This window comes from Bradyrhizobium neotropicale (assembly GCF_001641695.1).
Classification (GTDB): Bacteria; Pseudomonadota; Alphaproteobacteria; order Rhizobiales; family Xanthobacteraceae; genus Bradyrhizobium; species Bradyrhizobium neotropicale.
Genome location: NZ_LSEF01000125.1, coordinates 1 through 13,497, shown reverse-complemented (window position 1 = coordinate 13,497; position 13,497 = coordinate 1). Strand labels below are relative to the sequence as shown.

Here is a 13,497-nt window from a genome sequence, read left to right as displayed (position 1 = left end):
TCAATGCGCCGTTTCGGCTTGCGCAAACAGGAGATCGTGGATCTCCTTCTCCAGCCGGCCGGCGCTGCCGTCCTCGTTCGAGACCCGATCGACATCGACGACCTCGGCCTTGACGCGGCCGGGATGCGGCGACAGCAGCAGGATGCGATTGCCGATCCGGATCGCCTCCGCGATCGAATGGGTCACAAACAGCACGGTGAATTTGGTCTCGCTCCAGAGCTGGAGCAGCTCGTCCTGGCAGGTTCTGCGTGTCAGCGCATCGAGCGCTGCGAACGGCTCGTCCATCAGGAGAATATCCGGCTCCATCGCCATGCCACGCGCGATCGCGACGCGCTGCTTCATGCCGCCGGACAGCGTGTGCGGATAGGCATCGATCACGCGGGTGAGCCCGACCTTCTCGATATAGGCCCGCGCGCGTGCCTCAGCCTCCTTGCGCGGCAATCGCCGCGCCGTCAGAAGCGGAAACATCACGTTCGCAAGCACGCTCTTCCAGGGCAGGAGCTGATCGAACTCCTGGAAGATCATCATGCGGTCGGCGCCGGGGCCGTGGATCTCGCGATCGTTGATCGCCATGCGGCCCTCGCTCGGCAGCATGTAGCCGCCGACGGCCTTGAGCAGGGTCGACTTGCCGCAGCCGGACGGCCCGAGCAGCACGAAGCGGTCGGACTTGTCGACGGTGAAGGAGACCTTTTCGGTGGCGGTGACGACGGCGCTGGACGTCTTGTAGCGCAGCGTCACCCCGCTGACATCGAGCAGCGCCATCAGTTGCCCTTCAGATCGTGCGCGACCGGCAAATAATAGTCCGTCCACGCCTTGGGCTGCGTCTTCAGCGTACCGGTCCGAAACAGATGCGCGGCGAATTTCATCGTGCCCTGCGGCTCGAGATTCCACTCCATCATGCCCGGCTCCTTCAGGAGATCGAGCAGCTCCTCCACCGAGGTCTTGTCGCCGGTGATCTCCTTGTAGATCTCGACGGCCTGCCTGGTGTCGCTGCGGATCAGGTCCTGCGCTTCCTTGGTCGCGTCGCGCACCGCCTGGATGATCTTGGGGTTGGCGTCGGCGAATTTGGTCGTGGTGAAGAACTGCGCCTGGCTGAGCGGCCCGCCCATCACGTCGGGCGAGTTCAGCACGACATGCGCTCCCGGAACATTCTTCAGCTCCAGGAAGGTGAAGGGCGGGATCGAGAAGTGGTTGTGCACCTCGTGCTTGGGATTGGACAGCGCCGCATAGGCGTCGGGGTGACCGAGCTGCACCGTGTTGGCATCGAGCTTCGACCACTGGTCGGCGCCGAACGCTTCGGCGGCTGCGATCTGCAGCACGATCGCCTGCGTGGAGACTTTCACCGTCGGCACCGCGATCTTGTCGGCCGGACCAAAATCCTTGATCGACTTGATGTTGGGATCCCGGCTGATCAGCGTCATCGGCTGCGCCGAGGTCGCGACGATGCCCTTGACCCCGCCGCGGGTACGATCCCACAGCAGCAGAAGATTGCCGGTACCGGTGTTGAGGATATCGACGCCGCCCGCGAGCAGCGCGTCGGTCTGCGCGCCGCCGCCCGAGAAGGTGATCCATTTGGTGGTGACACTGGGCACGCCGAGCGCCGTGGCGTGCTTCTCGATCAGCTTCCGCTTCTCCATGATGTGGCTCGGCATGTAGAAAATGCCGGGCTGACGCGACAGCGCGATCTCGGATTTCTGCTGCGCCTGCACTGGGGCGGACGCGAACAGGCCTGCGAGCACGGCGGCCGCGGCAAGGCTGTGACGGAGATGGCTGATCATTGTTGTGCGTTTCCTTCCCGGGAGGCGGCGGCGTTCGTTGACCGCCCTGATGCACTAATATATTAGTGCATCAAAGGCAAGTCCGCGGGAGCCACCATGGAACACCCCCACACCGCGCCTCGCTCGGTGCTGCGCCCCGGCGCACGGCTCGATCGGGCCCGCCAGGCCGCGCCGCAAGTGTTCGAGCGGCTGCGCAATGCAATCATCGCCCTGGAACTGCCGCCGGGCTCGCCGCTGTCGCGCGCGGAGCTCGCCGGCCAATTCGGCGTCAGCTCGACACCGGTTCGCGATGCCCTGATGCGGCTCGAGGAAGAAGGGCTGGTCGACGTGTTTCCGCAGCACGCGACCGTCGTCAGCCGGGTCGATGTCGGTCGCGCCCAGCAGGCGCATTTCCTGCGCCAGGCGCTCGAGCTCGAGATCGTGCGGCTGCTCGCGGAGCATCATGACAAGGCCCTGATCAGTCGGCTCGACCACATGATTGCGCAGCAGCAGCAATCCGCGAAGGCCGGCGACTACGAAGGCTTCATGGCTGGAGACAACGAATTCCATGCGCAGCTCTATGCTGCCGCGGACAAGCAGGACCTCTGGGGGCTGGTGCGCAGCCGCAGCGGGCATATCGAGCGGCTGCGCCGGCTGCATCTGCCCTCACCGGGCAAGGCCCAGAACATTTTGCGACACCATAGACTGATCACACGCGCGATCGAGGCAGCCGATGCCAATGCCGCGCAGCAGCATTTGCGCACGCATTTGTCGGGCACCCTCAGCGAGCTGGACAAGATCCGCGCCCGTTATCCGGAATATCTGACCGACTGAAGCCGCTGCGCGCCGGGCCCTTGGTCTTGGCATACCGCGCTGTGCACGCGAGCGTGCACATACGGGACGAAGGTCTGGTCCCGGGTCGCACCACAGGAGGAGCTGTTTCGGTCGCGAAGCGCTTGCGGGCCGGACAGAATCCGCGCAACAATTTCGTATTGATGCGTCGATTCCAACGATCGAGTTGGACCTCCCATCGGGCTTGGAGGACGGGAATTTGGCCTACATCCTCCTGAAGATGGCGACCGAGCTCGGCGTGGTGGCGAGCTTGCAGAAGCCGTTCCGGCCCGAGGCGCTGCTCGCGGCGGTCGACGACTGCCTGACGACGGCCCGGCCAGAGGCTCGCGATGTCAGCGCCGGCCGCCGATGACAAAGACCGCCTTTCTGGTCAGAAACGGCGCGGCTATTCGGGAAGCAATGCGAATAGTCCCATGACGCTTGCGACACGGCTGGCTATCGCGATGATCCTGCTGGTGGCGGTGACCGTGGCCGCAGTCGGCTGGCTGGGCTATCGCAACCTCACGCAAGCCGTGATTCCGCGGGTCCTGGAGCGGGTCGAGGCCCAATCACGCCTGCTGGCAAGCAATCTTGAATCCTACGTTGCCGGAGCCCGCGGCGATCTACTCGGCTATCGCTCCGCTGCGGCCATCAACGGCCTGATCCGTGCTCACATTGGTGGAGGCATCGACGCCCTCGACGGCGTTTCGGAGCAGATCTGGCGCGAGCGCATCGCGGAGCGGCTGGCGGCCGAGATCGAGGCCAAGCCCAGCTATGGCCAGTTTCGAGTCATCGGCATTGATGACGACCAGCGCGAGCTGGTCCGCGTCGATCGTTCCGGCCCGAATGGAGCGGCACGTATCGTTCCCAACGGCGAACTGGAGCGCAAGAGCGAGCGAACCTACTTTCAGGAAACGATTCGACTGGCGCCGGGCGAGATTTACGTTTCGCCCATCGATCTCGCGACCCGGGCGGGGGGGACCACGACCCCTCACATTCCGACTCTGCGTGTCGCGACGCCGCTGTTCACGGCGGACGGCAAGCCGTTCGGTATCATCATCGCCAATATCGACATGCGCCCGGCACTCGACCACGTCCGCTCGACCGCGGGCTTGGGAGGCGAGATCTACGTCGTGAATTCGCGCGGCGACTATCTCGTCCATCCCGATCGCGCGCGGGAATTCGGCTCATTGCACGACCACCCCGCCAACTGGCGCAACGACTTTCCATTTTTTGCGGCCCTGGCCGGCACGCCGGACGTTTCCACGGAGCTCATGACCGACAAGGCGGGCCGGCCGAGCGGCGTGGCAATCGCACCGGCGCTGCTGGCAGGCAAGGAATGGGTCGCAATCATCGCGACCGTCCCCCCGTCGGTGTTCGCCCGCGTGCCGGCGGCCATTCAAAAAACCTCCCTGCTGGTCGGCGTGCTTGCCATTCTCGCCGCGGCAGTGCTCGCGGTGCTGCTGGCGCGCTCATTGACGCGCCCGATCGGGCGCCTGACTGCGGCGGTGGAGGCAATCGGCAGCGGACGACCGGCGGAAATTCCTGTCGATGCCAGCGGCGAGACGGGCGTGCTGGCGCGGGCCTTTGCCCAGATGGTCGAGGAGACGCGGGCGAAAACAGCCGCTCTCGAACGCGAGATCCAGGAGCATCGGCGCACCGAGGCCGCGCGAAGCCATCATGCCGCGCGCGAGCGCTTGTTCAGCGCCGCCGTCGAATCATCCGACGACGCGATCGTGATGCAAACGCTCGATGCCATCATCACGGGCTGGAATCCCGCCGCCGAGCGCCTCTATGGCTATTCGGCGGATGAGGCGATCGGGAAATCCACCTCGATCATCGTCCCGCCCGACCGCCGCGCGCAAGGCAAGGACTATTTGAGCCGGATCGCCCGGGGCGATCCGATCGAACGTTTCGAGACGGTGCGCCTGCGCAAGGACGGCAGGCCGGTCGAAATCTCGCTCGGCCTGTCGCCGATCAGGGGGCCGTCGGGCGAGATCATCGGCGCCTCCGGCTCGGCCCGCAGCCTCACCGAGGCACGACGGACCGAGCGGGCGCTCCAGCAGCAGCTCGAGGAACGGCGGCAGCTTTTCGACGCCTCGCAGGACCTGATCCTGATCATGAATTCGCGTGGTCGCATCGTGCAGATCAGCCCGAGCAGCGAGATCATTCTCGGCTACAGGCCGGACGAGATGATCGGTCGCAGCGGGGCAGATTTCATCCACCCCGACCATCTCGAGCAGTCCCGCGAGGAGATGCGAGTGCTCCGGCGCGGCAAGCACCCCAAGCTCGCCGACACCCGCTGCCTGCACAAGGACGGACGCGAGGTCTGGCTGTCCTGGCTGGGCAATTGGTCGGACCAGGCCAGGCGTTTCTTTTTCGTCGGGCGCGACATGACCGAGGCGCGGCACGCGGAGGAATCCCTGCGCGAGAGCGAGCAGCTTGCGCGCAACATCGTCGACACCGCGCTCGACGCCTTCGTCCAGACTGACGAGGCCGGCAACATCCTGAACTGGAACTCGCAGGCGGAGCAGCTGTTCGGCTGGCACCGCGACGAGGCGCTGGGCAGGAGCACGATCGATCTGATCATCGCCGAGAGCGATCGCGAGAGGATCCGGGCCGGGTTGAAACGCTTCCTGGAATCCGGCGACGGCAAGACGCTCGACCGCCGCCGCGAGCTGATGTGCCGGCGCCGCGACGGCAAGGAGTTCAAGGCCGAGCTGAGCGTCACGGCGCTGAAGCGCCGCGAGGGCCTCCTATTCAACGTCTTCTACCGCGACCTCACCGACAAGATCGCGGCCGAGGAACGCATCCGCCATGCGGAGAAGATGGAGGCAGTCGGCCAGCTCACCGGCGGCGTGGCGCACGACTTCAACAACATCCTCACGGTGATCACCGGAACGATCGAGATCCTGGCGGAGGCGGTGGAGAAGGATCCGCAGCTCGCGGCCATCACCCGAATGATCGACGAGGCGGCCGCCCGCGGCGCGGAGCTGACGCAGCACCTGCTCGCCTTCGCGCGCAAGCAACCGCTGCAACCGCGCGAGATCGACATCAACTCACTGATCATCGACACCGCAAAACTGCTGCGGCCGACGCTGGGCGAGCAGATCCAGATCGAATCCGTGTTCGAGGACGAGAGCTGCGTGGGGATCGTCGATCCCAATCAGCTCACCACCGCTCTCCTCAATCTCGCGCTCAACGCCCGCGACGCCATGCCAAACGGCGGCAAGCTGATCCTGGAGACCGGCGGCGCCTATCTCGACGAGATCTATGCCAGCGTCAACGACGTGCGGCCCGGGCACTATGTGCTGATCGCGGTGAGCGACACCGGCACCGGTATCCCTGCGAACATACTGGCGAGGGTGTTCGATCCCTTCTTCACCTCGAAGGGACCCGGCAAAGGCACCGGCCTCGGGCTCTCCATGGTCTACGGTTTCATCAAGCAGTCCGCAGGCCACATCAAGATCTACAGCGAGGAGGGCCACGGCACCACGATCAAGATGTATCTGCCGCCCGGCAAGACCGCCACGACGGTCGGCGAAGGCGTGACGCCGGCGACCATCGAAGGCGGGCACGAGACCATTCTCGTGGTCGAAGACGATCGGCTGGTGCGCGACTACGTGCTGGCGCAGCTACATTCGCTCGGTTACGTGACGCTGCAGGCGGCAAATGCCGCGGAGGCGCTCGCAATCGTCGCAGCCGGAAAGCCGTTCGATCTGCTCTTCACCGACGTGATCATGCCGGGCAAGCTGAACGGACGGCAGCTCGCCGACGAACTATCGAAGACGCGGCCCGATCTCAGGGTGGTGTATACGTCCGGCTATACCGAGAATGCGATCATCCATCACGGACGGCTGGATTCAGGCGTCCTGCTGCTGGCCAAACCCTATCGCAAATCGGATCTCGCACGGATCCTGCGCAAGGCGCTGGAGGGGTGAGACCCTCTCGTGTCCCGGACGCGCGAAGCGCGAGCACAGGGACCCAGAACGTCATGCTCCGAATTGAGAGATAGGCCCTGGCTCGGCAGCCGCATCCCCATAGTGCGTCGAAGACGCGCTTATGGTGACGCGCTGCGTCCGGGGCACGAGAGAAGCGCGAGCGTCTACGACGCGCGCTGGGCCGCGGTCATCACGATGCGGATCAGATCGGCGGCATTGCGCGCGCCGAGCTTCTTCATGATGTTGGCCCGGTGGTCCTCGATCGTGCGCGGGCTTATCCCGAGCGTACGGCCGGCTTCTTTGTTGGAAGCGCCGGAGGCGAACTGCTCGAGCACCTCGCGCTCCCGACGCGTCAACGGCTCGCGTCCGGGGAAATGCAGCTGGCCGAATTTTGGCGATGCATTCTCCGCCTGCCGCCGTGCATAGGCGCCGATCGCTTCTTCGAGCCGGCTCACGATCTCGCTGCCGCGGAACGGTTTCTCGATGAAGTCGAGCGCGCCGTTCTTGATCGCGCTCACGGCCATGGCGATGTCGCCTTGACCGGAGATCATGAAGATCGGTGCCGGATAATCCTCGCCATGCAGTTCTCTGAGGATGTCGAGGCCCGACTTTCCGGGAATGTGCACGTCGAGCAGGATCGCAGCCGGTGTTCGGCTTCGCGCGACGGAGAGCAAAGCTGCGCCGTCCGCGAAACAGATCACCTCATAGCCCGCCGCCTTCAACACCATCGACAAGGTGTCGCGAACGGCAGGGTCGTCGTCGACCACGAAGATCTCGCTACGAGAGGTTTGTTCGGCCATGTGCCACGTCCATTTGGCATTAAGCGACTCGCGTCCGCGCCAACGTTTATGGCGTTCGGCACGGATTCGGCCCACCCGTATTTGTACGGGACATGGACTTAACGCACAAGTAGCGGCATGGAGCCTATTTGCAGAAGACGGAGAATATCCATGCTAAATTCTGCGAGCGCGCCCCCGGTCACGATGTCCGAAATCGACAGCCGTCAGTTGATCGCTGCCGACCTTCGCTCTTTGATCGCACGGATCGAGAGCAGCATGCGCCTGATCGACGCAGCCATGGCTGAGGAGGATGACGGCGATCCCGCGGGTTCCGCCGACGTTTTCGTGCTGGACGACATCACTCCGCGCTATGCCACGGCGAGCGCCGCCCTCAACGCCTGCCGGGCGGGGCTCGACCAGGCGCTGCAATGCCTGTCGGAGACCGGCGCGCCGGCGGAGATCGCGGTCAGCGCGGCGGATCTGCTGCATCTGACCGCATAGCGGTTCCGCGTATCAGGCTCGGTGGCGCCCCACGATCGCATCAGTGGCGACGCCGCCCCAGGTGTGGATCGCCGGCAGGCCCATCGCGGTCTTGCCGAGATTGGCGAGGCTGATGCGCAGAGCGGCGAGATCCAACGGCTTTGGCAGGCTCTGGAGCTCGATGCCGACGGAGCGGGCAAAGCTGCGGGCGGCGCTGCGGCGCTTGCCGTCCATGCCGCTCACGACGATCACGGAGCCCGAGAACTTCGCCTCCGCCATCTCGCGCAGCACGTCGATGCCGTCGCCATCCTCCAGCACGAGATCGAGCGTCACGCAGTCGAAGCGCGCGGACCGCAGTTTCTGGATCGCCTCCGCGACCGACGGCGCCACGGTGACCTCATGGCCGGCCTGCTTGGCGGCGACCGCGATCAGGCTGCGCTGTGTGGCGTCGTCGTCGACGACCAGCAGCTGAAGCGCGCGCCGCTCGGCAACATCGGGCAGATTTGACGGGATGGGGGAGAGAGAGCTTCTTGGCATTTCCGTACCCTGCGATTGAGACCGACACTTGATACACGGTCCGCGCTTAGGCCACGTAAAGCCACTGCGGCGAATTCAATCGGATGTTTTAGCAAATGTGAAGCAACGTATCGGGAAAGGGAGGGCGGGCAGGCGTCAGGCCACCGCGTCATGGCCGCTGGTCGCGCCACGCTTCTTCCTGTTCTTGCCGCGCAGGAACTGGATATCCATTTCGGCACCGTTGACGCGCACCAGTTCGCAGCGGCGATAGGCCAGTCCCGTCGACGACAGCAGCAGGAAGAACTCCTTCAGATTCAATCCCTGGATCGAGCCTTCAACCGTGAGGATGGCGTCGGTGTCGGAAATCGCATTGAGTTTGCAGTCGCGGCGCCAAGTGCCGTCGATGGCCATGATGCAGACATCATAGCCGCGGCTGAACGTGACGCGCTCCGCACCTTTTCCATCCTCGGCCATCTCTAGAGTCCTGCTATCGCCGCCATGCGCGGCACGGCGCCCGCGAGCACCGGCTTGCCGGCCACGGCACGCGCGTCATTCGGCTTGTAGAGACCGCGCCGCTCGGCGATCGGCCGGAAGGCATCGGTCAGTCCGACCACGGTTTCGGCGGCGCCCAGCACCAGGAAGCCGTCTCCTTCGATCTGGCGGGCAAGGCGGTTGAAGATGTTGATCTTGGTGTCCTGGTCGAAATAGATCAGCACGTTGCGGCAGAAGATGACGTCGAACGTGCCGAGCTGCGCGAAATCGTGCAGCAGGTTGAGCTGCCGGTGCTGGATCATCGCACGCAGCTCGGGATTGATCTGCCAGGTCTCGCCGGTCTGCTTGAAGTACTTGACCAGCATCTGGATCGGCAGGCCGCGCTGCACTTCGAACTGGCTGTAGACGCCGGCCTTGGCCTTCTCCAGCACCTCCTGCGACAGGTCGGTCGCAATGATCTCGACGCGCCAGCCCGTGAGTGCCGCGCCCATCTCCTTCAGGCACATTGCCAGCGAATAGGGCTCCTGCCCGGTCGAGCCGGCCGCGCACCAGATCCGCACGCTGCGGCGGCCCGCGCGCGCCTTCAGCACTTCCGGCATGATGGTGTCGCGGAAATGGTCGAACGGGACCTTGTCGCGGAAGAAGAAGGTCTCGTTGGTGGTCATGGCCTCGACCACGCTCGTCGCGAGCACACTCGATCCAAGGCCCTGCAGCTTCTGCACGAGTTCGGTGATGCCCGAGAGCCCGGTCTTGCGGGCGAGCGGCAGCAGGCGGCTCTCGATCAGATATTGCTTGTCCGCAGACAGGTCGAGACCGGAATGGTCCCTCAGGAACTTGCGCAGATACTCATACTCGGTCGGGGTCACGGATAGCCTCTCGCACGCTTTACTGGGAACAGTCAGGCCAGTGATATTCAGGCAAAGGCTTGTCCGACCGGGATCAAGCCGACTTCGGCGAACTTGTCGGCGATGATGTCCTTGTCGAACGGCTTCATGATGTATTCGTTGGCACCGCCGCTGAGCGCCTGGGCGATATGGGCCACGTTGTTCTCGGTGGTGCAGAACACGACCTTGGGCTGATCGCCGCCGGGCAGGCGGCGCATGTGGCCCATGAACTCGAAGCCGTCCATGACCGGCATGTTCCAGTCGAGCAGCACCGCATCCGGCAGCTTCTGCTGGCAGATCTCGAGTGCCTTCGAGCCGTCTTCGGCCTCGGTGACTTCGAATTCCAGACCTTCCAGGATGCGGCGCGCGATCTTGCGCACGACGCTGGAATCATCGACGACCAAACATGTCTTCATTTTGGTTCTCCGGCTTCGATGTGTTTGGGGTTCACGCAGCCATTTGCACTTTGGTTTCGAGCTCGAGGACGCGATCGACGTCGAGGACGACCATGAGCTGTCCGTCGAGGCGGTGGACGCCGCCGGCGAGCTTGGCCATGCGGGGATCGAGGTTGACGGGATTTTCCTCTTTGCCGTCCTCGGGCAGGCGCAGCACCTCGCCGATCTGGTCGATCAGCAGGCCATAGGATTCCCCGCGGAGGTCGACGCCGACCGCCATCGGCACCTTGCCGTCCTCGGCCTTGGGCAGGCCGAGCCGGGCGCGCATGTCGACCACGGTGACGATGCGGCCGCGCAGATTGAGCACGCCGGCGATCTCGCGGGAGGCCAGCGGCACGCGGGTGACGCGTTCGGGCATGAACACGTCCTGGACGCGGGAGATCGGCAGGCCGAACAGCTGGCCGCCGATCATCGCGGTGACGTATTCGACCATGGCGCCTTCGGTGGTCTGGGTCTTGGTGCTCATTGACGTATCTCCTTCCCGCCCGCGTTTTGTTTGAGCATGATCTCGTCGGAAAACCGCTTCACACTTTGCCGGATCATGCTCTAGGCCGCCGCCCGGCTCAGCTCGGAGGCGCCGGCGGCGCCCGCGGTCTGTTCCTTCAGCGCCGCGATCAGGCCGGGACGGTCGAACTTGGCAACATAGTCGTGGAAGCCGGCCTGCCGGCCGCGCTCGATCGCCGCCGGCGAGACCAGCGCCGACAGGCCGATGATCGGGATCGCACCGAGATTGTTGTCCGAGCGCAGCGCCTCGGCGAACTCGAACCCGTTCATGTCGGGCATCTCGATGTCGGTCAGCACCACGTCGAAGTTCTGGCCCGCGCGGAGCGTGGCGAGCGCCTCCTGCGCGCCTCCCGCGGTGCGGACCCGGTAGCCGGCCGCCTTGAGGACGGGGGCCAGCATGTTGCGGAAGAAGGCGGAGTCGTCGACCAGGAGCACCGACTGCGCGTGCATCGACGGCTTCATCTCCTTGCGGGTGAACCAGTCGGCGAACGCCATCGGCAGGAAGTGGCCGACGTCGATCACCTCGGTGGCCTGGCCCTTGATCACGGCCGAGCCCAGGATGCCGGCCGAGGAGCCGCCGACCTCGATGTTGAGCCGTTCCTCGACGATGTCGATGATCTCGTCGACGACGAGGCCCATGGAGCGGCCGTCGTCGGCAAACACCAGGATCGGCTGCGCGCCCTGGCTCGCGATGGTGACGCTCTCCATGGCGACCAGCGGCATCAGCTGCTCGCGGTACTGCACCATGTAGCGGCCGTTACTGAACTCGATCTTGTCGGCGGGCAGCTCTTCCAGGCGGGTGACGAGGCCGAGCGGGACCGCCTTGGGCTGGCTGGAGCCGGCGCGGAACACCAGGAGCGAGGTGGTCTGCTCGCCGCTTCCGATGTGATGGCCGGAGGCTTCATCGGCCATGTCATGGGCCGAGGAGCCGGAGGCGCCGAGCGCTTTCGCAATGCCGTTGGGGTCGATGATCATGATGACCGCGCCATCGCCCAGGATCGTGTTGCCCGAGAACATGTCGATGTGGCGCAGCTTGGTCGACATCGGCTTGACCACGATCTCTTCGGTGTGGAACACGCCGTCGACGACGATGCCGAAGGTCTGGCTGCCGACCTGCGTCACCACGATGAAGCCGTTCTCGGGATCGCTGGCGGCGCCGTCGTCGATCTTCAAGAGCTTCTTCAGATGGATCAGCGGCAGCAGCTTGTTGCGCAGGCGCAGCACCGCGGTGTCCTTGATGCGCTCGATGCGGTGCTCGGAGTTGGCGCGGGCCCGCACCAGCTCGACGACCGAGAGCTGGGGAATGGCAAAGCGGTCGCCGGCGGCCTCCACGATCAGCGCCGAGACGATCGCCAAGGTCAGCGGGATCTTGATGGTGACGGACGAGCCTTCGCCGGCGACCGACTTGATGTCGATGGTGCCGCCGATCTGGTCGATATTGGTGCGCACCACGTCCATGCCGACGCCGCGCCCCGACACCGAGGTGATGGCGGCCGCGGTCGAGAAGCCCGGCGCGAAGATGAACTTGTGGATCTGGGCTTCGCTCATCTTCTCGAGCTCGGCCTCGGTGACGAGACCGCTGGAGAGCGCCTTGGCCTTGATCTTCTCGGTGTTGAGGCCTCTTCCGTTGTCGGCGATGCAGATGATGATGTGGCCGCCCTCGTGATAGGCGGACAGGCGAATGGTGCCCTGCTCGCCCTTGCCGCTGGCGAGGCGCTCGGCCGGGGTCTCCAGGCCATGATCGGCGGAGTTGCGCACCATGTGGGTGAGCGGGTCCTTGATCAGGTCGAGCACCTGGCGGTCGAGCTCGGTGTCGGCGCCGTGCATCTCCAGCTCGATCTGCTTGCCGAGTTCGCTCGACAGGTCGCGCACGATGCGGGGCAGCTTCTGCCAGGCGTTGCCGATCGGCTGCATGCGCGTCTTCATGACGCCCTCCTGCAGCTCGGCGGTGACGTTGGAGAGGCGCTGCAACGGCACCTTGAACTCGGTGTCCTCGTTGCGGCGGGAGATCTCCAACAGCTGGTTGCGGGTCAAGACCAGCTCGGAGACCATGGTCATCAGATGCTCCAGCGTATCCACGTTGACGCGGATCGACTGGTTGGCGACGCGGTCGCCCTCGGCGGCGGTCTCGTCGGCCATCGACTTCTTGGGCGCGGCCTTGGCGGCGGGCTTTGCGCTCTCCTTGGCCGTTTCCTTGGCGGCAGGCGCCGGAGCGGCCGGCGCCGGCTCGGCCTTGATCTCGGCCTTGGCCACCGGCGCCGGCACTTCGATCGCGGTCTCGCGGAAGGCGCGCTCGAGCTCGTCGAGCGACACCTCGCCCGGGCGCAAGGGGCGCTCCAGCGTCTGGTCGACCAGCGAGCCCGTGGCCATCTCCTTTGCCGGCGCGGCGGCGGGGGCGTCCGGCGCGAGCGGCGGCGCTTCAGTGACGGGCGCGGCACCTGCGGCCGGCATCGGCTGCGCCGAGCCGGACATCGCCGCCATGCCCTGCTCGACCATCGCTTCCAGCTTGTCGATCAGGTCACGGTCGGTCCCTTCGGGCTCGGCTTCGGTGGCCTCGAGCCCGGCCAGAATCTCCTTGATGCGGTCGATCGAGGACAGGATCACCGTCACCGCCTGCCCCGTCACCGGCATGCCGTCGCGGAATTTGCCCATCAAGGTCTCGCCGGCATGCGCCAGCGCTTCCAGACGCGGCAATCCCAAAAAGCCGCACGTGCCCTTGATGGTGTGGACCAGGCGGAAGATGTTATCCAGGATCTTGGCGTTGTTCGGCTCCTGCTCGAACTTCACCAATTGATTGTCGACGGTGTCCAGGCTCTCGCTGGTCTCCGTCAAAAACTCCCGCAACAGATCATCCATGA

13 protein-coding genes are annotated in these 13,497 nt (G+C 65.1%); 4 read left to right on the top strand and 9 right to left on the bottom strand.

The genetic code is table 11. From position 1 onward, the window contains the following. Positions 1–762 (bottom strand): ABC transporter ATP-binding protein, encoded by a 762-nt coding sequence (locus AXW67_RS39755; RefSeq protein ID WP_063682286.1) that lies wholly within the window; start codon positions 760–762, stop codon positions 1–3. Beyond that, positions 762–1,778 carry an ABC transporter substrate-binding protein gene (locus tag AXW67_RS39750; protein WP_063682285.1) on the bottom strand — a complete coding sequence of 339 codons (1,017 nt, stop codon included), beginning with the start codon at positions 1,776–1,778 and terminating at the stop codon, positions 762–764. The genes AXW67_RS39755 and AXW67_RS39750 overlap by 1 nt, the downstream gene beginning before the upstream one ends. Positions 1,779–1,874: 96 nt before the next feature. Here AXW67_RS39750 and AXW67_RS39745 point away from each other — a divergent pair, with 96 nt between their 5' ends. The 3 genes from AXW67_RS39745 to AXW67_RS39735 all read left to right on the top strand — a co-directional run bounded on the left by AXW67_RS39745 (position 1,875) and on the right by AXW67_RS39735 (position 6,529). Further along, complete coding sequence (locus AXW67_RS39745) at positions 1,875–2,591, top strand: GntR family transcriptional regulator (RefSeq protein WP_063682284.1); 717 nt, start codon at positions 1,875–1,877, stop codon at positions 2,589–2,591. A 217-nt stretch (positions 2,592–2,808) separates the two neighbouring features. Continuing rightward, positions 2,809–2,961 (top strand): hypothetical protein, encoded by a 153-nt coding sequence (locus tag AXW67_RS39740; RefSeq protein WP_245315896.1) that lies wholly within the window; start codon positions 2,809–2,811, stop codon positions 2,959–2,961. Continuing rightward, positions 2,939–6,529: a PAS domain S-box protein gene (locus AXW67_RS39735; protein WP_063682283.1), complete on the top strand. Its 3,591-nt coding sequence runs from the start codon at positions 2,939–2,941 to the stop codon at positions 6,527–6,529. The genes AXW67_RS39740 and AXW67_RS39735 overlap by 23 nt, the downstream gene beginning before the upstream one ends. A gap of 164 nt (positions 6,530–6,693) precedes the next feature. On the opposite strand, the gene AXW67_RS39730 is transcribed toward AXW67_RS39735, so the two are convergent. Further along, a complete protein-coding gene (locus AXW67_RS39730; RefSeq protein ID WP_027554932.1) occupies positions 6,694–7,329 on the bottom strand; it encodes a response regulator transcription factor in 636 nt (211 codons plus the stop codon). A 150-nt stretch (positions 7,330–7,479) separates the two neighbouring features. Between AXW67_RS39730 and AXW67_RS39725 the strand changes: the two genes are divergently transcribed. Then, on the top strand, positions 7,480–7,809 hold the full coding sequence (locus AXW67_RS39725; RefSeq protein ID WP_063682282.1) for a hypothetical protein: 330 nt from the start codon (positions 7,480–7,482) through the stop codon (positions 7,807–7,809). A 12-nt stretch (positions 7,810–7,821) separates the two neighbouring features. Here the strand turns inward: AXW67_RS39725 and AXW67_RS39720 are convergent, their stop codons facing one another. The 6 genes from AXW67_RS39720 to AXW67_RS39695 form a co-directional block, all read right to left on the bottom strand. Further along, a complete protein-coding gene (locus AXW67_RS39720) occupies positions 7,822–8,325 on the bottom strand; it encodes a response regulator (protein WP_027554931.1) in 504 nt (167 codons plus the stop codon). Between the two features lie 135 nt (positions 8,326–8,460). Further along, entirely contained in the window at positions 8,461–8,778 is a 318-nt protein-coding gene (locus AXW67_RS39715) for a hypothetical protein (protein ID WP_027554930.1), read from the bottom strand. A gap of 2 nt (positions 8,779–8,780) precedes the next feature. Beyond that, a complete protein-coding gene (locus tag AXW67_RS39710; RefSeq protein WP_063682281.1) occupies positions 8,781–9,662 on the bottom strand; it encodes a CheR family methyltransferase in 882 nt (293 codons plus the stop codon). Between the two features lie 47 nt (positions 9,663–9,709). Further along, entirely contained in the window at positions 9,710–10,096 is a 387-nt protein-coding gene (locus AXW67_RS39705) for a response regulator (RefSeq protein ID WP_027554928.1), read from the bottom strand. 31 nt (positions 10,097–10,127) lie between these two features. Continuing rightward, positions 10,128–10,601, bottom strand: coding sequence for a chemotaxis protein CheW (locus tag AXW67_RS39700; protein WP_063682280.1), 474 nt, complete (start codon positions 10,599–10,601; stop codon positions 10,128–10,130). 80 nt (positions 10,602–10,681) lie between these two features. After that, positions 10,682–13,495 (bottom strand): hybrid sensor histidine kinase/response regulator, encoded by a 2,814-nt coding sequence (locus AXW67_RS39695; protein ID WP_063678485.1) that lies wholly within the window; start codon positions 13,493–13,495, stop codon positions 10,682–10,684. Between the last annotated feature and the right edge of the window lie 2 nt (positions 13,496–13,497).